A 20,433-nucleotide genomic window follows, 5' to 3' on the forward strand; every position below is an offset into this window, starting at 1 on the left:
AGAGCCGCAAACCGGGCGCTTCATTACTTGCGATTCCGGCTTTCGCCGGGATGACGGTTTTGTGCGTCTGAACCGTCACTTATTGCGAGTGATTCTCACGCCTTCCGGGCCTTGCCGCACCCCCTTCACAGTCCTAAAGCGCCCTCAAGTTTCCGCATCTGCGAGAAGGCACCTTGGTCGATCTAATCGAATATCTGCCGATCCTGCTATTCCTCGGCGTCGCGCTGTTGCTCTCGGGCACCTTCGTGTTCCTGCCGATGTTGGTGGGCCGGCTCACCGGCACCCACCAGCCGACGCCGGAGAAGCTCACCGAATATGAGTGCGGTTTCCCCGCGTTCGAGGATTCGCGCAGCCAGTTCGATGTGCGCTTCTATCTCGTCGCGATCCTGTTCATCATCTTCGATCTCGAGGCGGCGTTCCTCTACCCCTGGGCAGTGTCGGTGTTCAAAATGGGCTCGGTCGGGGCCAGCTGGACCGCCTGGATCTCGATGATGATCTTCATTGGCGAGCTCGCGCTCGGACTTGTTTATGCGTGGAAGAAAGGTGCGTTGGAGTGGGAGTAGAACTCAACCCGACCCAGAATCCTTTGGCGCCGGGAACGCTGCCGAATGTGGCGTTCCTGGACGACATCAATGCCGAAATCGGCGACAAGGGTTTCCTCGTCACGTCGACCGAAGAGCTGTTCCAATGGGCGCGGACCGGCAGCCTGTGGTGGATGACCTTCGGGCTCGCCTGCTGTGCGGTCGAGATGATCCACGTCAACATGCCGCGCTACGACATGGAGCGCTTCGGCGCCGCGCCGCGCGCCTCTCCGCGCCAGTCGGACGTGATGATCGTCGCCGGCACGCTCTGCAACAAGATGGCGCCGGCGCTGCGCCGCGTCTACGATCAGATGTCCGAGCCGAAATACGTCATTTCGATGGGCAGCTGTGCCAATGGCGGGGGCTATTACCATTATAGCTACAGCGTCGTGCGCGGCTGCGACCGGATCGTGCCGGTGGACATCTATGTTCCCGGATGCCCGCCGACCGCCGAGGCGCTGCTTTACGGCGTGATGCAGCTCCAGCGGAAGATCCGCCGGATCGGGACGCTGGAACGGTGAGGGCACCTGCTCCCAAATATGCGCCCAATGATGGCGTTATCGAGGCGGCGCAGGCTGCGCTCGGCGACATGCTGGTCGAGAGCAAGGACGCCGTCGGTGAGGTCTCGCTGACGGTGGTGCGCTCGCGCCTCGTCGAGGCGATGCTCGCGCTGCGCGACACGCCGGGCCTCGAATATCAGCAATTGAGCGAGATCGCCGGCGCCGACTATCCGCAGCGGGCCGAGCGCTTCGACGTGGTTTATCAGCTGCTGTCGTTCACCCGGAACCATCGCATCCGGATCCGCGTGACTACCGACGAGGAGGCGCCGGTGCCGTCAGTGACGGGCATCTGGCCGGTCGCCGGCTGGCTCGAGCGCGAAGTCTACGACATGTATGGCGTGCTGTTCGACGGCAATACCGATCTGCGCCGCATCCTGACCGATTACGGGTTCCAGGGGCATCCGCTTCGCAAGGACTTCCCGATGACGGGCTATGTCGAGCTGCGCTACTCCGAGGAAGCGAAGCGCGTGGTCTATGAGCCGGTCAATCTGGCGCAGGATTTTCGCAATTTCGACTTCATGAGCCCTTGGGAAGGCGCAGCCTATGTGTTGCCCGGGGACGAGAAGGCGGCTCCCGGTCCGGGGCCGGCGGACACGCCGCAGGCGAAGCCGGTCGCACCGGCACCTGTGCCGGCCGATGCGCCCAAGGTCCCCGAGGCCAAGGGCGCCCCGACTCCGCTGAGCGCCGACGAGATCGCCAAGGCCGACGCGCCTGCCGCCAAGGTGGCCAAGCCGCGCGCCAAGCGGGCCAAGACCAAGGATGGCCCGCAGGACACCGGCGTCGGGGATAACGATCCGGGCAACCAGCCTGATCAGAAGCCCAAGGACCCCGATGTGGTCCCCACCAAGGGTGAGGGGCAGAACCAATGACCGACACCGTCGAGACGATGATGGAGCGCGAAGGCGAGGGTCTCAAGGACCCCGCCACCGGCGACGTCGCCATCGCCAATTACACGATCAACTTCGGCCCGCAGCACCCCGCGGCACACGGCGTGCTGCGTCTCGTCACCGAGCTGGACGGCGAGATCATCGAGCGGATCGATCCGCATATCGGCCTGCTCCACCGCGGCACGGAGAAGCTGATCGAGTACAAGACCTACACCCAGGCCCTGCCGTATTTCGATCGCTTCGATTATTGCTCGCCGATGGCGATGGAGCACTCTTACGTGCTCGCGGTTGAGAAATTGCTCGATCTCGAAGTGCCGCTTCGCGCGCAATATCTGCGCGTGTTCTTCGCCGAGCTGACCCGCATCAAGAACCACATGCTGAACCTCGGCTCGCACGTCATGGACGTCGGCGCGATGACGCCGAACCTGTGGCTGTTCGAGCTGCGCGAAGACTGCATGAACTTCTACGAGCGCGCCTCGGGCGCGCGCATGCATGCGAACTATTTCCGCGTGGGCGGGGTGCGGCAGGACGTGCCGCTCAAGTTGCTCACCGACATCGCCGACTGGCTCGACACGCGGCTGCCGCGGCTGTTCGAGGATGCTATCAGTCTCGTCGCCGAGAACCGCATCTTCAAGCAGCGCAACGTCGACATTGCGGTGGTCAGCCGCGAGGACGCGATCGCCTGGGGCTTCTCCGGTCCGATGATCCGCGCCGCGGGCATCCCCTGGGATATCCGCCGCTCGCAGCCTTATGATGTGTACGATCGCATGGAATTCGACATTCCCGTCGGCACCCGCGGCGACTGCTATGACCGGTTCATGGTGCGCGTCGAGGAGGTCCGCCAGTCGGCGCGGATCATGAAGCAGTGCCTGAACGAAATGCCCGAGGGTCCGGTGCTCACGCTCGACCGCAAGATCGCGCCGCCGAGCCGCGGCGAGATGAAGCAGTCGATGGAAGCGCTGATCCACCACTTCAAGCTGTTCACCGAAGGCTATCACGTCCCCGCCGGCGAGGTGTATGTCGCGACCGAGAGCCCCAAGGGCGAGTTCGGCGTCTATCTGGTGAGTGATGGCACCAACAAGCCGTATCGCTGCAAGGTCCGCCCGACGGCGTTCAGCCACCTCCAGGCGATGGACTTCATGTCGAAGGGCCACATGCTCGCCGACATCACCGCCGTTTTGGGCGCGATGGATATCGTGTTCGGGGAGTGCGACCGGTGAGCGTTGCTCTGCAGTTGATCTCGTTGGCGGCAATGCAGCTGCAACCGCAGAGCGCAATCAACCCTGTCGATCGATTCGTGTCCGCGATCAAGACGCGAGAGGATCTTTCCCGTAGTGAATTTGCTGCGGTGATAACGCCAGAGGACGCATCCAGACTGCGTATGATGGCTGAGTGTCCGTCGAGTAAGCGGCGTGATTTCGGCGATGGCCGCGTCGCGGTCAGTTGGGATTGTTCATCTCGCCTGGACGTCAATTGGGTTTGCGCTATTCTTGATATCCGAGAGAATCGCGTTTCCGCCGTGGAGGTCTGCAAGGTTGTAAGGCCGATGCCGGCATCTGATCGTCCCCACGATGAGTGGTGGGTTGCTCGAACGTTTCTCGATCAGCTCAATGGAAGATCGGGCTCCAATATTTTTCCTGCTCCCCACACCATTAGCGTGGAAACTATGGTCCGCGGAAAAGCGACGGTTAAGCAGCTCTCGTTTGAGGCGGCGAAGCAGTTGGTCGGCGGCTGCAGGCATATCGGGTTCAGTGGTGGGACCGGATGGGATGCCCTTCATCCAGCTCGAGTGCGAGCCACCGCTGGGTGGGAATGTTCGGGGCGAGGGCCCGATGAACGCTCGCTGCGCGCCACGCTGACGACCGCCGCTGATGGTAAGTCGGTCGATGCGGTCGCGTTTGTCGTTGGTGGACCCCCATTGTTGATTGTGCCTCCGGCGCCGCCTGCGCCTCGACTGATCTCTTCGTCGGAAAATCTTGATGCTTGACACGAACCCAGTCCTTGACGGCGCGGACCGCATCGCCACCGCGCATGCGATGATCGAGCGCTACAATGCGCAGGACGCCGACGGCTATGTCGCGCTGATGACCGACGGCGCCTGCGAGGCGACCTATCGCGGCGCGGTGCTGCGCGAGGGCCGCGAAGGCGTGCGCTCGGGGCTGAAGGCGATGTTCGCCGAGTTTCCCGGAAATCGTGCCGACATCATTGAATCCTGGGCGCTTGGCGAGACGGTCGTCCTGCACGAGAAAGTCGCCCGCTCGCCCGAGGCAGAGCCTTTCGAGGTGATGTCCATCTATTCGTTCTCCGACGACAAGGTCGATCGGGTGGAGTTCATTCGCTGATGGCTGACGCCCCACAACTTCCCGACGAGGCAGAGACCCGCGCGCGCTGGGGCGCGTTTGCGTGGACGGCCGAGAATGCCGAGAAGGCCCGCGAGATCATGGGCCGCTACCCCGCGGGCCGGCAGCAAAGCTGCACGCTCCCGTATCTCGATCTCGCCCAGCGCCAGGTCGGCGCCGAGACCAATACGCAAGGCTGGCTGCCGGTTCCGGTGATCGAGTTCGTCGCGCGCGAACTCGGGCTGCCCTATATCCGCGTGTTCGAGGTCGCGACCTTCTACACGATGTTCAATCTCGTGCCGGTCGGCCGCTATCATGTGCAGGTCTGCGGGACGACGCCGTGCATGCTGCGTGGGTCGGACGACGTGCTGGCGGCGTGCAAGAGCCGCGGGCTGCACAAGGGCCACACCACCGCCGACGGGCTGTTCACGCTGACCGAGGTCGAGTGTCTCGGCAGCTGCGCCTCTGCGCCAATGGTCCAGATCAACGACGACAATTACGAGGACCTCGATTTCGACCGCACGGTGGCGATCCTCGATGCGCTGGCCAAAAGCGAGAGCCCGAAGACCGGCACGCAGGAGCCCGGCCGGCACACCGTCGAGGCCGCTGGCGGCACGACCAATCTCACGGCAATGGTGACCGAGAACCACGATTATCGCGGGGAATGGGCATGAGCCAGGACACCAAGAACGTCCTCTTCGTCATCGTCGCGGTGCTTCTCGCGATCGTGATCGGCGGCTGGGTGCTCAAGATCGCCTTCAAGCTGCTCGGGATCCTGATCCTCGTCGGGCTGGCGGTCGCCGCCTTCATCGTGATCCAGAAGCTCGTGGGGCAGGGGCGCTAAATGCTTCAGGACAAGGACCGCATCTTCACCAACGTCTACGGCTTCCAGCCGTGGAACCTGTCGGCGGCGCTGAAGCGCGGCGACTGGGACAATAGCAAGGCGCTGATGGCGCTGGGGCAAGACACGATCATCGACCGCATCAAGGCCTCGGGCCTGCGCGGGCGGGGCGGGGCGGGCTTCCCGACCGGCACCAAATGGTCGTTCATGCCCAAGGAGCCGCGGCCCGACCGGCCGAACTTCCTCGTGATCAACGCCGACGAGTCCGAGCCAGGTTCGTGCAAGGACCGCGAGATCATCCGCCACGATCCGCACAAATTGATCGAAGGCGCGTTGATCGCCGGCTTCGCGATGCGCGCGCGTGCGGCGTACATCTACATCCGCGGCGAATATATCCGCGAGGCCGAAACGCTGTTTGCAGCCGTGCGCGAGGCCTATGACGCGGGCATGCTCGGCAAGAACGCCGCGGGCTCGGGTTATGATTTCGACGTGTTCGTCCATCGCGGCGCCGGCGCCTATATCTGCGGCGAAGAGACCGCGATGCTCGAGAGCCTCGAGGGCAAGAAGGGCCAGCCGCGGCTGAAACCCCCGTTCCCGGCGGGCGCGGGCCTTTATGGCTGTCCGACCACGGTCAACAATGTCGAATCGATCGCGGTGGTCCCGACGATCCTGCGGCGGGGACCCGAATGGTTCTCTTCGTTCGGCGCGGAGAACAACAAGGGCACCAAGCTCTTCCAGATCAGCGGCCATGTGAACAAGCCGTGCGTGGTCGAGGAAGCGATGAGCATCCCGTTCCGCGAGCTGATCGAAAAGCATTGCGGCGGCATCCGCGGCGGCTGGGACAATCTGCTCGCGGTGATCCCGGGCGGCTCTTCGGTGCCGCTCGTCCCCGCGGCGCAGATCATGGACTGCCCGATGGATTTCGACGGGCTGCGCGGCGTCGGCTCGGGCCTCGGCACCGCGGCGGTGATCGTGATGGACAAGTCGACCGACATCGTCCGCGCGATCAGCCGGCTTTCGTACTTCTACAAGCATGAGAGCTGCGGCCAGTGCACCCCGTGCCGCGAAGGCACCGGCTGGATGTGGCGGGTCATGGAGCGGCTGCGCACCGGCGACGCCGATATCAGCGAGATCGATACGCTCCACCAGGTCACCAAGCAGGTCGAGGGTCACACGATCTGTGCGCTCGGCGATGCCGCGGCATGGCCGATCCAGGGCCTGATCCGGCACTTCCGCCCCGAGATCGAGCGGCGGATCAACGAGCGCAACGGCACCGGCGCCGCGCCGATGCAGGAGGCTGCGGAATGAAGTTGCTCGCGATCGCGATTTCCGCATTCCTTGCATCGCCTGCGGCTGCGCAGCACGAGGCGCCCCAGAAGCTGGACCCGCTGGCCATTCAGGTGGTCCACAATTTCGGCAAATGTGTCGCCAGGCGGACCCCGTCGGCCGTCGAGAACCTGCTGGCACAGGATTTTCGTACACCTGAATACCAGGAGGGGCTTCGTCGCGCGATGACTGGCCACAGTTATTGCCTCACCGGCGGCGAGCTCAAGTCGGCCGGGCTGCTCCTCGCGGGAGCGCTGGCCGAGGGGGCGCTGATGCAGAATGAGGGCCGAGGGCTCGCCGCGAAGCTCGCGTGGCGCGAAGGCGCTACGCCGGTCGAAGCACGTGGCGAGCTAGAGGCGATGGGCCTGTGCATCGTGCGCAAGGCGCCCGAAGCCACCGTCCAGCTGCTGCGCACCGATCCGACCAGCAAACAGGAAACCGTCGCGATGCGCGGGGTCACGCCGTTCCTCTCGGAGTGCACCGCCAAGGGCCAGCAACTTCATATAAATCGTCCCGGGTTGCGCGCGCAGATTGCGCTTGCAGCCTACCGAGTCACTCATTTGCCCGCTTCGGGAAGCTGATCCGCAATGCCAAAGGTCAAAGTAGACGGAATCGAAGTCGAGGTGCCGCAGGGAGCCACCGTGCTCCAGGCCTGCGAAGCCGCGGGCAAGGAGATTCCGCGCTTCTGCTATCACGAGCGGCTGTCGATAGCCGGCAATTGCCGCATGTGTCTTGTCGAAGTGAAGCCCGGGCCGCCCAAGCCGCAGGCGAGCTGCGCGCTGCCCGCCGCCGAGGGCCAGGAAATCCGCACCGACAGCCAGATGGTGAAGGCCGCGCGCGAGGGCGTGATGGAATTCCTGCTGATCAACCACCCGCTCGATTGCCCGATCTGCGATCAGGGCGGCGAATGCGACCTGCAGGATCAGTCGATCGCTTATGGCAAGGGCCATAGCCGCTACACCGAGAACAAGCGGGCGGTGACCGAGAAATATATGGGTCCGATCATCAAGACGATCATGACCCGCTGCATCCAGTGCACGCGTTGCGTGCGCTTCGGCGAAGAAGTCGCCGGCGTGGACGAGATCGGCGCGATCTATCGCGGCGAGGACATGCAGATCACGACCTATCTGGAAAAGGCGTTCAGGAGCGAACTCTCCGGCAACACCGTCGATCTCTGCCCGGTCGGCGCGCTGACCCACAAGCCGGTGGCGTTCGAATATCGGCCGTGGGAGCTCAAGCGGAACCTGTCGATCGACGTTATGGACGCGGTCGGCACCAACATCCGCGCCGACAGCCGCGGCCGTCAGGTGATGCGCGTGCTTCCGCGGATCAACGAGGACGTCAACGAGGAGTGGGCGCACGACAAGACCCGCTACCATGTCGACGGGCTCGTCCGCCGGAGGCTCGACCGTCCGTTTGTGCGGCGTGACGGCAAGCTGGTAGAGGCGAGCTGGGACGAGGCGTTCGAGGCGATCGCCGCGGTGAATGCCGGCTCGAGCGTCGCGGCGATTGCCGGCGACCTGCTTGATTGCGAGACGATGTATGCCGCCAGGGCGCTGCTCAAGGGCTTGGGTTCGGAGCTGCTCGAGAGCCGCCAGACCGGTATGGATTATGACGTGTCGAGCCTTGGCGCGGTGGCGTTCAATCCGACCATCGCCGGCGTCGAGGAGGCCGATGCGATCCTGTTGATCGGCAGCAACCTGCGCTGGGAAGCGCCGCTGATCAACACGCGGGTGCGCAAGGCGATCAAGAAGGGCGCAAAGGTCTTCGCGATCGGGCCCGAAACCGATCTGACCTACAAGCTCGAATGGCTGGGCAACGATCTGTCGCTGCTCGGCAAGCTGCCCGACCAGGTCGTCCAGGCGTTCGACGGCGCGAAGAAGCCGCTCGTCATCGTCGGCCCCGGTGCGCTGGGTGCCGGCTTCGGCGCCGCGCTCGCATTGGTCGAGCCGATGAAGCTGGTGCGAACGCTCGAGGACGGGACGGCCTGGAACGGCTTCGGCGTGGTCCATATCGCCGCGGCGCGGATGGGCGCGCTGATGCTCGGCTTCGCGCAGAAGGGCGGGATTGCCGATGTCGTCGCAGCGAACCCGAAACTGGCGCTTTTCCTCGGTGCCGACGAAGTCGATTTCTCGAAATTCGAGACCAGCTTCAAGGTGTTCATCGGCCATCATGGCGACAAGGGCGCGCATCACGCCGACGTGATCCTGCCCTCGGCGACCTATGCCGAGAAGCCGGGAACCTATGTGAACCTTGAAGGTCGCGTCCAGCACGCCGAGCGCGCGGTATTCCCGCCTGGCGACGCGCGCGAGGACTGGTCGATCCTGCGTGCGCTCTCCGACAGGCTCGGTCGGACGCTGCCGTTCGACAGCTTCGAGGAACTGCGCGCGGCGATGGCATCCGAAGTCCCCGAGCTGGCGCAGGAGGGTCTGGTGACCTTCCCATGGGCTGCGCCTGCGCTGTCCGCCACTGCCTCCGGTTCGGTGACCTATCCGATTGCCGATTTCTATCTGACCAACGCAATCTGCCGCGCGTCGCCGACGATGCAGCGCTGCTCGGCCGAACTGCTCCACGGCGAAGATTTTGCGGAGGCAGCGGAATGACCGCCTTCTTCCAGAACACCATCGGCCTGCCGTTCGGCTGGGCGTGGTTGATCGCGACGATCGTCGGCATCCTCGTGATCGCATTGCCGCTAATGCTGGCAGTGGCGATGATCATCTATGCCGACCGGAAGATCTGGGCGGCGATGGCACTGCGCCGCGGACCCAACGTGGTCGGTCCGTTCGGGCTGCTGCAGAGCTTCGCCGACGGCCTGAAGGTGTTCCTCCAGGAAACCATCATTCCGTCGAGCGCGAACAAGACCCTGTTCCTGATCGCGCCGATCATCACCTTCACGGTCGCGTTGATCGTGTGGGCGGTGGTGCCGTGGCAGGCCGGCGTGGTGCTCTCCAACATCAATGTCGGCTTGCTCTACATCCTCGCGGCCTCGTCGCTGGGCGTCTACGGAATCATCCTCGCGGGCTGGTCGTCCAACTCGAAATACCCGTTCTATTCGGCGATCCGCGCGGCGGCGCAGATGGTGAGCTACGAAGTCTCGATCGGCTTCGTGCTGATCGCGGTGGTGCTGTGGGCGGGGACGTTCAATCTTTCCGGCATCGTCGACTCGCAGCAGGGCCATGTGCTCGGTTTCCTCAACGGCTTCGGGTTCAATCCGCTCTTGTTTCCGATGGCGGTGGTGTTCTTCATCTCGTCGCTCGCCGAAACGCAGCGCGCGCCGTTCGACCTCACCGAGGCGGAGTCCGAGCTCGTCGCGGGCTATCAGACCGAATATTCGTCGATGAGCTTCGCGCTCTACTGGCTCGGCGAATATGCCAACGTGCTGCTGATGTGCACGCTCAACGCGACGCTGTTCTGGGGCGGCTATCTGCCACCGTTGAATATCGATCTGATTCCCTGGTTCGATATCCCGGGCATCCTCTGGCTGTTCGCCAAGATCCTGTTCTTCTTCTTCGTGTTCAGCTGGGTGAAGGCGACCGTCCCGCGCTATCGCTACGACCAGCTGATGCGGCTGGGCTGGAAGATCTTCCTGCCGCTGTCGCTGATCTTCGTGTTCCTGGTTTCGGGCTGGCTGATGGTGCAGCGCGTGGGGCTGCCGGTATGAGCGTTCTTGCCTTTTTTGCCGCGGTAGCTGCGACCACAAGCAGCTATGACTGCACAATAGAAACGCCGCAGGCCCTTAGCCGGACCTCAGCCACAAGCGCGACGATTAATCCGATCGGCTTTCCTGAAGGGACTGATGACTGGAAATTTCGCATCCTCGTCTCGAAAGACGACAAGGGCGCGCAAGCTGAGGTAATCTGGCCCAAGAACCCGATCCAGATCGCGGGCAAATACGCCGCGCTTCCGATCGCGGAAGGATCACTCGCTTTCGTAGCGATGTCGGGTGGTCCGTGCCTGTTCACCGATCAGGCATGCGCCACGATGGTGCAACTCGTAGATCAGCCCGGTGGAACGGCAACCATCTTACTGACCCCGACCGCTCTGAGCACCGAGAAAGACACCGGCAAGCGCTCGACTTTCATTGTGCTCACCGGGGGCATTTGCAATCGCAGTGAGAAATCCAAATGAGCGTCGCCCAGATCATCCGTTCCTACACCCTGTGGGAATTCATCAAGGCCCACTGGCTGACCTTGCGGTATTTCTTCAAGCCCAAGGCGACGATCAACTATCCGTACGAGAAGAACCCGATCTCGCCCCGCTTCCGCGGCGAGCATGCATTGCGCCGCTATGCCAATGGCGAAGAGCGCTGCATCGCGTGCAAGCTGTGCGAGGCGGTGTGCCCGGCGCTGGCGATCACGATCGAGGCCGAGCCGCGCGACGACGGCAGCCGCCGCACGACGCGCTACGACATCGACATGACCAAGTGCATCTATTGCGGGCTGTGCCAGGAGGCGTGCCCGGTGGACGCGATCGTCGAGGGGCCGAACTTCGAATTCTCGACCGAAACCCGCGAAGAGCTGATCTATGACAAGAACAAGCTGCTCGCGAACGGCGACCGCTGGGAGCGCGCGATCGCCGCGAACCTTGCCGCCGATGCACCGTACCGTTAAGCGCGCGCCAACAGTGGGACGCACGATGATTCACTCTCTCTCCGTCATCCCGGCGAACGCCGGGATCTCAGGCCGCAAGCGCGCAGCCCCTTCGCACGAGACCCCGGCTTTCGCCGGGGTGACGAGGTAAGCTTGATCCAGCTCATCGCCTTTTATCTGTTCGCGATCGTCGTCATTGCCTCCGCGGCATTGACCATCTTGTCGCGCAACCCGGTGCATTCGGTGCTCTGGCTGATCCTCGCTTTTTTCAACGCGGCAGGGCTGATGGTGCTCGCCGGCGCCGAGTTCATCGCGATGCTGCTCGTCATCGTCTATGTCGGCGCGGTCGCGGTGCTCTTCCTGTTCGTCGTGATGATGCTCGACATCGACTTCGCCGAATTGCGTGCCGGGGTGATGCGCTACGCCGCGATCGGGCTCGCGCTCGCGGTCGCGCTGGTGGCGGAGATGATCATCGCGATCGGCGCCTATAGCGCGGGCGGGATCCAGCTCGGCCGCCGCATCGCGCCGATCGATCCGGCTGTGCACAATATCGAGGCGATCGGACGGCTGCTCTACACGCGCTATCTGTTCATCTTCGAAGGCGCCGGCCTCGTGCTGCTCGTCGCGATGATCGGCGCGATCGTACTGACATACCGTCAGCGTAGCGATGTCCGTCCGCAGAACGTCAACCGCCAGATCAACCGCCGTTCGAAGGATGCGACGCGCAACATGAACCCACCGGTCGGGCAGGGGGTCGAGCTGTGATCGGCGTCACCCATTATTTGGTCGTCTCGGCGATCCTGTTCACGCTCGGGGTGCTCGGCATCTTCATGAACCGGAAGAATCTCATCGTCATCCTGATGGCGATCGAGCTCATCCTGCTTGCGGTGAACCTCAACTTCGTCGCTTTCTCGGCGGCGTTGAACGATCTCGTCGGGCAGGTCTTCGCGATGTTCGTGCTGACCGTCGCCGCGGGCGAGGCCGCGATCGGACTTGCCATTCTCGTCATCTACTTCCGTAGCCGGGGCACGATCTCGGTCGACGACGTCAATCGGATGAAGGGCTGATGTCGCCGATCCTCCTTATCGTATTCCTGCCGCTGATCGCCGCAGTGGTCGCGGGCCTCTCGAACAAGGCGTTCGGCAGCGTACTGCCCAAAGCTTTGACCACGGGCGCGCTGTTCGTCTCGTGCGCTCTCTCGTGGCCGATCTTCCTGCAGTATCTCCACGGCGCAGAGGCGACTGTGGTCCCGGTGCTCACCTGGATGAACTCGGGCGACTTCCATTCCGACTGGTCGCTGCGGGTCGACGCGCTGACCGCTGTCATGCTGGTGGTGATCACCAGCGTCTCGGCGCTCGTCCACCTCTATAGCTGGGGCTATATGAGTGAGGATCCGGATCAGCCGCGCTTCTTCGCCTATCTCTCGCTGTTCACCTTCGCGATGCTGATGCTGGTGACCGCGAACAACCTCGTCCAGATGTTCTTTGGCTGGGAAGGCGTGGGCCTTGCCTCATACCTGCTGATCGGCTTCTGGTTCCGCAAGCCGAGTGCCAATGCCGCCGCGATCAAGGCGTTCGTGGTCAACCGCGTCGGCGATCTGGGCTTCATGCTCGGCATCTTCGGCACCTATCTCGTCTTCGGTACGATCGACATCCCGACGATTCTCGCCGCCGCGCCGAACATGGCCGGCTCGACGATCGGCTTCCTCGGCACGCGCTGGGATACGATGACGATCCTCTGCCTGCTGTTGTTCCTCGGCGCGATGGGCAAGTCGGCGCAGCTCGGGCTGCACACCTGGTTGCCCGACGCGATGGAGGGTCCGACCCCGGTGTCGGCACTGATCCACGCCGCGACGATGGTCACCGCGGGCGTGTTCATGGTCTGCCGCCTGTCGCCGATGTTCGAGACCAGCCCCGTGGCGCTGGGCGTGGTGACCTTTGTCGGCGCCGCGACCTGCCTGTTCGCCGCGACCGTCGGCCTCGTCCAGACTGACATCAAGCGCGTCATCGCCTATTCGACCTGCTCGCAGCTCGGCTACATGTTCTTTGCAGCGGGTGTCGGCGCCTATGGCGCGGCGATGTTCCATCTGTTCACCCACGCCTTCTTCAAGGCTTTGCTGTTCCTCGGCGCCGGCTCGGTGATCCACGCGATGCATCATGAGCAGGACATGCGCTTCTATGGCGGCCTGCGTAAGCAGATCCCGATCACGTTCTGGACGATGATGGCGGGCACGCTCGCGATAACCGGGGTGGGCATTCCGGGCGTGTTCGACGGCGTCGCCGCGATCGGCTTCGCCGGCTTCCATTCGAAGGACGCGATCATCGAGGCGGCTTGGGCCGCGGGGGTGCCGAGCGCTTTCTGGGTCGGCGTGTTCGTCGCGTTGCTCACCAGCTTCTATTCGTGGCGGGTCGTGTTCCTGACCTTCTACGGCAAGCCCCGCTGGGCGGGCTCGGAGCATATCCAGCACGCAGTGCACGATGCCCATGGCCACGGTCATGATGCGCATCATGACGATGCGCCCGCGGCCGAGGATGCCGGGCATGCACCCGACGCGCATCATGCCGCGCACGATCACGCTCATGAGGGCACCGCAGGCTATCATCCGCATGAGAGCCCATGGGTGATGCTGATCCCGCTGCTGCTGCTGTCGGTCGGCGCGATCTTCGCCGGCTTCGTTTTCCACGGCTTCTTCATCGAAGCCGAAGAGGGCGCGCATTTCTGGAGCGGTTCGATCGCGTTCAACACGCATCTGATGCACGCGATGCATGAGGTTCCGCTGGGCGTGAAGCTTTCGGCGACGATCGCGATGCTGCTCGGGCTCGGCTTCTCGTGGTACGCCTATATCGGCAAACCCGGTCTCGCCGCCGCCATCGCGGACAATTTCCGCGTGCTTCACACCTTCCTGCTCAACAAATGGTATTTCGACGAGCTCTATAACTTCCTGTTCGTGCGCCCGGCATTCGCCATCGGCCGCGTGCTCTGGAAAGCGGGTGACGAGAAGACCATCGATCGCTTCGGCCCCAACGGGCTCGCCAATGTCATCCGCTTGGGCAGCGTCGGCGCGGTCAAGCTGCAATCGGGATATCTCTACACTTATGCGTTCATCATGCTGATCGGCCTCACTGCCGCGCTGACCTGGGTGATCGCAGGATGAGCGGCGTGCCCATCCTCACCATCATGCTCGTCATCCCCGCCGTGGCGGCGGTGGCGTGCCTGTTCACCAATGCGCAGACCGCGCGCTGGATCGCGCTTGTCGCGACGCTGGTGGACTTCGTCCTCGGCATCGTGCTGTGGGCGAACTTCCAGATTGGACCGGACGCGCCGCAATGGCAGTTCGTCGAATATTCGGCCTTGTTCGGCAAGCCTGACGGCGTCAGCTTCGCCTGGGCGCTGGGCATCGACGGCTATGCATTGATGCTGATCATGCTGTCGGTGTTCCTGATGCCGATCTGCATCGGTGCCAGCTGGAAGGCGATCGAGAACCGCGTGCCCGAATATATGGCCGCGATGCTCGCCACCGAATTGCTGATGATCGGCACCTTCGCGGCACAGGATCTGTTCCTGTTCTACATCTTCTTCGAAGGCGGGCTGATCCCGATGTTCCTGATCATCGGGATCTGGGGCGGGGCCAATCGCATCTACGCATCGTACAAGTTCTTCCTGTACACGCTGCTGGGCAGCCTCGTGATGCTGATCGCGATGCTCTACATGGCGATGGACGCGGGCACCTCGAGCATCCCGGCACTGATGGCGCATGATTTCCCGGCACAGGTGCAGACCTGGTTGTGGCTCGCTTTCTTCGCCTCGTTCGCGGTCAAGATGCCGATGTGGCCGGTCCACACCTGGCTTCCCGACGCGCACGTCCAGGCGCCGACCGCGGGGTCGGTGATCCTCGCCGGCGTTCTGCTCAAGCTCGGCGGCTACGGCTTCCTGCGCTTCTCGCTGCCGATGTTCCCCGAAGCATCGGCGCAGCTGATGTGGCTGGTGTTCGCATTGTCGTGCGTTGCGGTGGTCTACACCTCGCTGGTCGCACTCGTGCAGAGCGACATGAAGAAGCTGATCGCTTATTCGTCGGTCGCACACATGGCGATCGTGACGATGGGGCTGTTCGCGTTCAACGCGCAGGGCATCGACGGCGCGATGATGGTCATGCTCGGCCACGGACTCGTCTCGGGGGCGCTCTTCCTCTGCGTCGGCGTGATCTATGACCGGCTGCATACCCGCGAGATCGACCGCTATGGCGGCCTCGCGATCAACATGCCGCGTTATGCGACCTTGTTCCTGCTGTTCACCATGGCTTCGGTGGGCCTGCCGGGGACGAGCAACTTCGTCGGCGAGTTCCTCGGGCTGGCGGGCGTGTACAAGGTCTCGACCTTGACCGCGCTGATCGGCACCACCGGTATCATCCTCGGCGCCGCGTACATGCTCTGGCTGTTCCGCCGCGTCGTCTGGGGCGATCTGACCAAGGACGATGTCCGCGCGATGCCCGATCTCTCGCTGCGCGAGATTGCGTTGCTCGGGCCGATTGCTGCCGCAGTGCTGTGGATGGGCGTGTACCCTGAGAGCTTCCTCGCGCCGATGCGTGCCGATACCGCACGCCTCGTCGAGCGGCTGTCGCGCGCGGCACCCGCCGGCGATTCGCAGCCCACTCCTGGTAACCCCGCCGCGGCACCGGCGCATGGCGAAGGCCATGAAGCGGCTGCTGCTCCTGCGCATGGGGGTGCGCACTGATGGATTATTCGACGCAATTGCTGATGAGCCTGCCCGAACTGGTGCTGGCGGTCGGCGCGATCGTGCTGATGCTCGTCGCTGCATGGGGTGGCCAAGCTTCGACCAGATTGGTCAGCTGGACTTCGGTCGCCGTGCTGATCGGCGCGGGCATCGCGCTGGCAGGCCCGGCATCGGCCGGCGGCGAGGCGTTCGGCGGACTCTACCGCGCCGACATGTTCGCAGCGTTCGCCAAGGTGTTGATCTTCGCCGCCGCGGCGGTCTCGATCATCATCGCGCCGCGCTTCTTCCAGCGCACGTCGGGTGACGATCTGCGCCCTGAATATCCGGTGCTGATCCTGCTCTCGACTGCGGGCATGGGGATGATGGTCTCCGCCGGCGATCTGCTGACGCTCTATGTCGGGCTCGAGCTGCAGAGCCTCTCGGCCTATGTGCTCGCGAGCTTCATGCGCCGCGACACGCGCTCGGCCGAAGCGGGGCTGAAGTATTTCGTACTCGGCGCGTTGGCATCGGGCATCCTGCTCTACGGCATCAGCCTGGTGTACGGCTTCTCGGGCACGACGTTGTTCGACGGTATCGCCATGGCCTATAGCGGCGAGCGCTCGATCGGGCTGCTGTTCGGGCTGGTGTTCGTGTTCGCCGGTCTCGCTTTCAAGATGAGCGCAGTGCCGTTCCACATGTGGACGCCCGACGTCTATGAAGGCGCGCCGACCCCGGTGACTGCCTTCTTCGCCTCGGCGCCCAAAGTCGCGGCGATCGCACTGGCGGTGCGGGTCGCCGTCGAAGCGATGGGTCCGGCGCTGCACGATTGGCGTCAGATCGTGATCTTCGCGGCGCTCGCCTCGATCCTGCTCGGCGCTGTCGCGGCGATCGGGCAGAGCAATATCAAGCGGCTGCTGGCTTATTCGTCGATCAACAATGTCGGCTTTGCGCTGGTCGGTCTGGCGGCGGGCACCGAGCGCGGCGTGGCCGGCGTGCTTGTCTATATGACGATCTACGTCGTGATGACGCTCGGCTCGTTCCTCGTCGTGCTGCAGATGCGCGGCCCCGATGGCGAGCCGGTGGAGAGCATCGCCAGCCTGTCAGGCATGTCGCGGACGCGGCCGGGGCTCGCGCTGGCGCTGGCGATTTTCATGTTCAGCCTCGCGGGCATTCCGCCGCTGTTCGGCTTCTATGCCAAGTTCGCGGTGTTCGAGGCGGCGGTCGCGGCAGGGCTGTTCCCGCTGGCGGTGGTCGGCATCGCGGCTTCGACGATCGGGGCCTATTATTACCTCAAGATCGTCAAAACGATGTATTTCGACGATCCGGCGCCAACGTTCGAGGGACGCACCGATCCGGTCGAGGGCGGGTTGATCGTGCTCTCCGCGCTGTTCGTGTCGCCGCTCGGCTATGCGCTGATCCCGGTGCTCGGCGCGTGGACGACGCTCGCGGCAAAGGCGCTGTTCTGAGCCACGTCCTCCGGACCGTCGCCGAGACGGGCTCGACCAATGCCGACATGCTGGAGCTCGCACGCAGCGGCGCGGCCGAAGGGTTGTGGCTTCGCGCCGAGCGACAGACCGGGGGCAGGGGGCGACAGGGCAGGGCCTGGGCCTCGCCCGAGGGGAATCTCTTCGTCTCGACTGTGGTGCGGGTTCGGCCCGGCGAGCCGCCCGCGGCCACGCTGGCGCTGGTGGCGGCCGTAGCGCTTGAGGAAACGGTATCCACTTTTCTTCGCCTGGGTGGCGTGGTTATCAAATGGCCGAACGATCTGCTGCTCGACGGAGCCAAGCTCTCCGGCATCCTGCTGGAGCGCGCCGATGACGCGGTGGTGATCGGCTTCGGCGTCAATCTCGCGCATTACCCCACCGACCTTGATCGGCCCGCCACCAGCCTCGCCGCGCATGGCGCCGCCCCCGATCCCGGCATCTTCGCCGAAACGCTTGCCGAGAGCTTCGCGCGCTGGCTGTCACGCTGGCGTGACGGGATCGCACCGGTCCGTGATCGCTGGCTGGCGCGGGCGCATCCGATCGATACCGCGCTGACCGCTCGCCTCGCCGACGGAAGCGCGGTCGACGGGCTGTTTGGCGGACTCGACGCGCAGGGCGCGCTCATCCTGCGCTTGGCCGACGGCACCACCCGTGTCATTCACGCGGGCGACGTGTTCCTGCTCTGAAGGGAAGCCAGATGCTGCTCGCCGTGGATGCCGGCAACACCAATGTCGTTTTCGCCCTCGTCGAGGATGGCGAGATCCGCGCGCGCTGGCGGATCGCCACCGATCCGCGGCGGACGGCCGACGAATATGCGGTGTGGCTGAGCCAATTGCTCAGCCTCGAGGGCTATGACCGCTCGGCAGTGACCGCAGTGATCGTCGGCACCGTCGTGCCCCGTGCGCTCCACAACCTCCAGGTGCTCGCCGGCAAATATTTCAAGGCCGAGGCGGTGATCGCCGGGCAGGGCGGGGCCGAATGGGGCTTTCAGCTCGACGTCGAGGAGCCAGGCAGCCTCGGCGCCGACCGCGCGCTCAACATGATCGCAGCGCATGCCCGGCACGAAGGCGATCTGATCGTCATCGATTTCGGCACCGCGACCACGTTCGAGCTGGTCGATTATAGCGGCGCCTACAAAGGCGGAATCATCGCGCCGGGAATCAATCTGTCGCTCGACGCATTGGTTACCGCCGCGGCCAAGCTTCCTCGCATCGCCATCTCGGCGCCCGAGAGTGGCAGCGTGATCGGGCGCAATACGGTCGACCAGATGCACATCGGCATCTATTGGGGCTATATCGCGATGATCGAGGGTCTCGTCGCCCGGCTCAAGGCCGAGGTCGGACGCCCGCTCAAGGTCATCGCCACCGGCGGACTGGCGGTGCTATTCGAAAAGCACACGACGGTCTTCGATACGATTGAACCCGACCTCACCATCCAGGGGTTGGCCATGCTGTGGCAACGCAGCCAGCAAGGAAATTAAGTGACTCCAGGCAACGAACTCCTCTTCCTCGCGCTTGGCGGCTCGGGCGAGATCGGCATGAACGTCAATCTCTATGGCACCCAGGGCAAGTGGCTGATGGTCGATTGCGGCATCACCTTCGGGGACGCCAATTATCCCGGGGTCGACGTGATCCTGCCCGACCTCCAGTTCATCGAGGAGCGGCTCGACGATCTGCTCGGCATCGTGCTGACGCACGGCCATGAGGACCATATCGGTGCGCTGCCCTATTTCGCGGCCGACCTCGGCGTGCCGCTGTACGCGACTCCGTTCACTGCGGGCCTGATCTACGGCAAGCTCGAAGAAGAGGGCATCACCGACAAGGTCGAGCTCAACATCGTCAAGGAGGATGGCCCGTTCACTGTCGGGCCGTTCACGATGACCTATACCCCGCTCGCCCACTCGATCCCAGAGGGCAATGCGATCCTGATCGAGACGCCCTATGGCAAGGTGTTCCACACCGGCGACTGGAAGCTCGACGAATCGCCTGCCTTGGGCGGCGCCTCGACCGCGGCGGAGCTGACCGCGATCGGCGATCAGGGCGTGCTCGCGCTCGTGTGCGACTCGACCAACGTGTTCAACCCCGAGGCATCGGGCTCGGAGATCGACGTTCGCAAGGGGCTCGACGAAGTCGTCGCGGCGATCAAGGGCCGGGTGCTGGTCACCACTTTTGCCTCGAACGCGGCGCGGCTCCAGACTTTGGGCGAAGTCGCCGAGGACACCGGGCGCCAGCTCTGCGTCGCGGGTCGTTCGCTCGACCGGATCATCCGGGTGGCCAAGGCGACCGGCTATCTGCGCGACTTCCCCGAGACGATCGACTTCGACACCGCGATGCGGCTGCCGCCCAATCAAGTGATGATCGTCGCGACCGGTGGGCAGGGCGAGCCGCGCGCCGCGCTCAACCGCATCGCCGAGGACACCCACACGCTGAAGCTCCATGCCGGCGACACCGTGGTTTTCTCGTCGCGGCAGATCCCGGGCAACGAGATCGCGATCGGCAAGATCATGAACACGCTGGCCGGCAAGGGCGTAGAGATCATCACCGACCGGCAGGCATTCGTTCACGTGTCGGGCCATCCGGGGCGTCCCGAGCTGGCCGAGATGTATCGCTGGATCCGGCCCGAGATCATCCTGCCGGTGCATGGCGAAGTACGGCACATGCACGAGCAGGCTCGCTTCGCGAAGGAACAGGGGATCCGCCAAGCGATCACCCAGGTCAACGGGGACATCTGGCGGCTCGCACCGGGCAAGCCTCGGCAGGTCGGCCAGGCGCATGCCGGTCGGCTGGTGCTCGACGGCGACGTGATCCTTCCTGCCGACGGCACGACGATCAACGAGCGGCGGCGGATCGCGCTTTACGGGCAGATATCGGTCGCGGTCGCCATCCAGGGTGGGCGGCTCAAGGGAGCGCCGCAGATCCGGGTGCAGGGCGTGCCGGTCGAGGAGGATCGCGACGCGTTCCTCGAAGATGCTGCCGGGGCCGCGGCGGAAGCCGTGAAGAAGGACGGCCGCGACGTGGAGAAATTGCGCGAGAGCCTGCGCCTCGCGGTGCGGCGCGCGGCGGTGCGGTTCACCGGCAAGAAGCCCGTGGTTGACGTGCTGATCGTGGAGCTCTGAG

22 protein-coding genes are annotated in these 20,433 nt (G+C 64.2%); all 22 read left to right on the forward strand.

Features of this window, described 5'->3' with window-relative positions; translation table 11 throughout:
• Positions 1–173 precede the first annotated feature (173 nt).
• The 22 genes from ndhC (at position 174) to CVN68_RS04445 (ending at position 20,432) form a co-directional block, all read left to right on the forward strand.
• A complete protein-coding gene (ndhC, locus tag CVN68_RS04345) occupies positions 174–563 on the forward strand; it encodes an NADH-quinone oxidoreductase subunit A (protein ID WP_100281114.1) in 390 nt (129 codons plus the stop codon).
• Positions 554–1,102 (forward strand): NuoB/complex I 20 kDa subunit family protein, encoded by a 549-nt coding sequence (locus CVN68_RS04350; protein ID WP_100284204.1) that lies wholly within the window; start codon positions 554–556, stop codon positions 1,100–1,102. Before ndhC ends, CVN68_RS04350 begins: the two co-directional genes overlap by 10 nt.
• Positions 1,099–2,010, forward strand: coding sequence for an NADH-quinone oxidoreductase subunit C (locus CVN68_RS04355; RefSeq protein ID WP_199560213.1), 912 nt, complete (start codon positions 1,099–1,101; stop codon positions 2,008–2,010). Before CVN68_RS04350 ends, CVN68_RS04355 begins: the two co-directional genes overlap by 4 nt.
• Positions 2,007–3,248, forward strand: a complete 1,242-nt coding sequence (locus tag CVN68_RS04360) for an NADH-quinone oxidoreductase subunit D (protein WP_100281116.1) — start codon at positions 2,007–2,009, stop codon at positions 3,246–3,248. The genes CVN68_RS04355 and CVN68_RS04360 overlap by 4 nt, the downstream gene beginning before the upstream one ends.
• The gene (locus CVN68_RS23035) at positions 3,245–4,015 is read left to right on the forward strand and encodes a hypothetical protein (protein ID WP_158298735.1); all 771 of its coding nucleotides are present in this window, start codon (positions 3,245–3,247) and stop codon (positions 4,013–4,015) included. The genes CVN68_RS04360 and CVN68_RS23035 overlap by 4 nt, the downstream gene beginning before the upstream one ends.
• A complete protein-coding gene (locus CVN68_RS04365) occupies positions 4,008–4,370 on the forward strand; it encodes a nuclear transport factor 2 family protein (RefSeq protein ID WP_100281117.1) in 363 nt (120 codons plus the stop codon). The genes CVN68_RS23035 and CVN68_RS04365 overlap by 8 nt, the downstream gene beginning before the upstream one ends.
• The gene (locus CVN68_RS04370) at positions 4,370–5,041 is read left to right on the forward strand and encodes a complex I 24 kDa subunit family protein (RefSeq protein ID WP_100281118.1); all 672 of its coding nucleotides are present in this window, start codon (positions 4,370–4,372) and stop codon (positions 5,039–5,041) included. The genes CVN68_RS04365 and CVN68_RS04370 overlap by 1 nt, the downstream gene beginning before the upstream one ends.
• Complete coding sequence (locus tag CVN68_RS04375) at positions 5,038–5,211, forward strand: hypothetical protein (protein WP_158298736.1); 174 nt, start codon at positions 5,038–5,040, stop codon at positions 5,209–5,211. The genes CVN68_RS04370 and CVN68_RS04375 overlap by 4 nt, the downstream gene beginning before the upstream one ends.
• Entirely contained in the window at positions 5,212–6,516 is a 1,305-nt protein-coding gene (gene nuoF, locus CVN68_RS04380; RefSeq protein ID WP_100281120.1) for an NADH-quinone oxidoreductase subunit NuoF, read from the forward strand.
• The gene (locus tag CVN68_RS04385; protein ID WP_100281121.1) at positions 6,513–7,115 is read left to right on the forward strand and encodes a hypothetical protein; all 603 of its coding nucleotides are present in this window, start codon (positions 6,513–6,515) and stop codon (positions 7,113–7,115) included. Before nuoF ends, CVN68_RS04385 begins: the two co-directional genes overlap by 4 nt.
• Positions 7,116–7,121: 6 nt before the next feature.
• Positions 7,122–9,137, forward strand: a complete 2,016-nt coding sequence (gene nuoG / locus CVN68_RS04390; protein ID WP_100281122.1) for an NADH-quinone oxidoreductase subunit NuoG — start codon at positions 7,122–7,124, stop codon at positions 9,135–9,137.
• The gene (gene nuoH / locus CVN68_RS04395; RefSeq protein WP_100281123.1) at positions 9,134–10,195 is read left to right on the forward strand and encodes an NADH-quinone oxidoreductase subunit NuoH; all 1,062 of its coding nucleotides are present in this window, start codon (positions 9,134–9,136) and stop codon (positions 10,193–10,195) included. The genes nuoG and nuoH overlap by 4 nt, the downstream gene beginning before the upstream one ends.
• Positions 10,192–10,662, forward strand: a complete 471-nt coding sequence (locus tag CVN68_RS04400) for a hypothetical protein (RefSeq protein WP_100281124.1) — start codon at positions 10,192–10,194, stop codon at positions 10,660–10,662. Before nuoH ends, CVN68_RS04400 begins: the two co-directional genes overlap by 4 nt.
• Complete coding sequence (gene nuoI, locus CVN68_RS04405) at positions 10,659–11,144, forward strand: NADH-quinone oxidoreductase subunit NuoI (protein ID WP_100281125.1); 486 nt, start codon at positions 10,659–10,661, stop codon at positions 11,142–11,144. The genes CVN68_RS04400 and nuoI overlap by 4 nt, the downstream gene beginning before the upstream one ends.
• A 132-nt stretch (positions 11,145–11,276) precedes the next feature.
• Positions 11,277–11,888, forward strand: a complete 612-nt coding sequence (locus CVN68_RS04410; RefSeq protein WP_100281126.1) for an NADH-quinone oxidoreductase subunit J — start codon at positions 11,277–11,279, stop codon at positions 11,886–11,888.
• Positions 11,885–12,190 (forward strand): NADH-quinone oxidoreductase subunit NuoK, encoded by a 306-nt coding sequence (nuoK, locus tag CVN68_RS04415; RefSeq protein ID WP_100281127.1) that lies wholly within the window; start codon positions 11,885–11,887, stop codon positions 12,188–12,190. Before CVN68_RS04410 ends, nuoK begins: the two co-directional genes overlap by 4 nt.
• Entirely contained in the window at positions 12,190–14,277 is a 2,088-nt protein-coding gene (nuoL, locus tag CVN68_RS04420; RefSeq protein ID WP_100281128.1) for an NADH-quinone oxidoreductase subunit L, read from the forward strand. Before nuoK ends, nuoL begins: the two co-directional genes overlap by 1 nt.
• Positions 14,274–15,854: an NADH-quinone oxidoreductase subunit M gene (locus CVN68_RS04425; RefSeq protein ID WP_100281129.1), complete on the forward strand. Its 1,581-nt coding sequence runs from the start codon at positions 14,274–14,276 to the stop codon at positions 15,852–15,854. The genes nuoL and CVN68_RS04425 overlap by 4 nt, the downstream gene beginning before the upstream one ends.
• Positions 15,854–17,299, forward strand: coding sequence for an NADH-quinone oxidoreductase subunit NuoN (nuoN, locus tag CVN68_RS04430; RefSeq protein ID WP_100281130.1), 1,446 nt, complete (start codon positions 15,854–15,856; stop codon positions 17,297–17,299). The genes CVN68_RS04425 and nuoN overlap by 1 nt, the downstream gene beginning before the upstream one ends.
• A 47-nt stretch (positions 17,300–17,346) precedes the next feature.
• The gene (locus CVN68_RS04435; protein WP_100284205.1) at positions 17,347–18,003 is read left to right on the forward strand and encodes a biotin--[acetyl-CoA-carboxylase] ligase; all 657 of its coding nucleotides are present in this window, start codon (positions 17,347–17,349) and stop codon (positions 18,001–18,003) included.
• Positions 18,004–18,014: 11 nt separating this feature from the next.
• Positions 18,015–18,797: a type III pantothenate kinase gene (locus CVN68_RS04440; RefSeq protein WP_100281131.1), complete on the forward strand. Its 783-nt coding sequence runs from the start codon at positions 18,015–18,017 to the stop codon at positions 18,795–18,797.
• Positions 18,798–20,432, forward strand: a complete 1,635-nt coding sequence (locus CVN68_RS04445; protein WP_100281132.1) for a ribonuclease J — start codon at positions 18,798–18,800, stop codon at positions 20,430–20,432.
• The last annotated feature ends 1 nt before the right edge of the window (position 20,433 follow it).

This window comes from Sphingomonas psychrotolerans, assembly GCF_002796605.1.
In the GTDB taxonomy this organism is placed as follows: domain Bacteria; phylum Pseudomonadota; class Alphaproteobacteria; order Sphingomonadales; family Sphingomonadaceae; genus Sphingomonas; species Sphingomonas psychrotolerans.

Excerpts from the sequence above, each read along its gene's own strand:
- CVN68_RS04425 (WP_100281129.1), top strand. The coding sequence starts at position 14,274 with ATGAGCGGCGTGCCCATCCTCACCATCATGCTCGTCATCCCCGCCGTG.
- CVN68_RS04375 (WP_158298736.1), top strand. The coding sequence starts at position 5,038 with ATGAGCCAGGACACCAAGAACGTCCTCTTCGTCATCGTCGCGGTGCTT.
- nuoF (WP_100281120.1), top strand. The coding sequence starts at position 5,212 with ATGCTTCAGGACAAGGACCGCATCTTCACCAACGTCTACGGCTTCCAG.
- nuoI (WP_100281125.1), top strand. The coding sequence starts at position 10,659 with ATGAGCGTCGCCCAGATCATCCGTTCCTACACCCTGTGGGAATTCATC.
- nuoG (WP_100281122.1), top strand. The coding sequence starts at position 7,122 with ATGCCAAAGGTCAAAGTAGACGGAATCGAAGTCGAGGTGCCGCAGGGA.
- nuoL (WP_100281128.1), top strand. The coding sequence starts at position 12,190 with ATGTCGCCGATCCTCCTTATCGTATTCCTGCCGCTGATCGCCGCAGTG.
- nuoH (WP_100281123.1), top strand. The coding sequence starts at position 9,134 with ATGACCGCCTTCTTCCAGAACACCATCGGCCTGCCGTTCGGCTGGGCG.
- nuoN (WP_100281130.1), top strand. The coding sequence starts at position 15,854 with ATGGATTATTCGACGCAATTGCTGATGAGCCTGCCCGAACTGGTGCTG.
- CVN68_RS04385 (WP_100281121.1), top strand. The coding sequence starts at position 6,513 with ATGAAGTTGCTCGCGATCGCGATTTCCGCATTCCTTGCATCGCCTGCG.
- CVN68_RS04440 (WP_100281131.1), top strand. The coding sequence starts at position 18,015 with ATGCTGCTCGCCGTGGATGCCGGCAACACCAATGTCGTTTTCGCCCTC.
- CVN68_RS04435 (WP_100284205.1), top strand. The coding sequence starts at position 17,347 with ATGCTGGAGCTCGCACGCAGCGGCGCGGCCGAAGGGTTGTGGCTTCGC.
- CVN68_RS04360 (WP_100281116.1), top strand. The coding sequence starts at position 2,007 with ATGACCGACACCGTCGAGACGATGATGGAGCGCGAAGGCGAGGGTCTC.
- CVN68_RS04400 (WP_100281124.1), top strand. The coding sequence starts at position 10,192 with ATGAGCGTTCTTGCCTTTTTTGCCGCGGTAGCTGCGACCACAAGCAGC.
- CVN68_RS04365 (WP_100281117.1), top strand. The coding sequence starts at position 4,008 with ATGCTTGACACGAACCCAGTCCTTGACGGCGCGGACCGCATCGCCACC.
- CVN68_RS04370 (WP_100281118.1), top strand. The coding sequence starts at position 4,370 with ATGGCTGACGCCCCACAACTTCCCGACGAGGCAGAGACCCGCGCGCGC.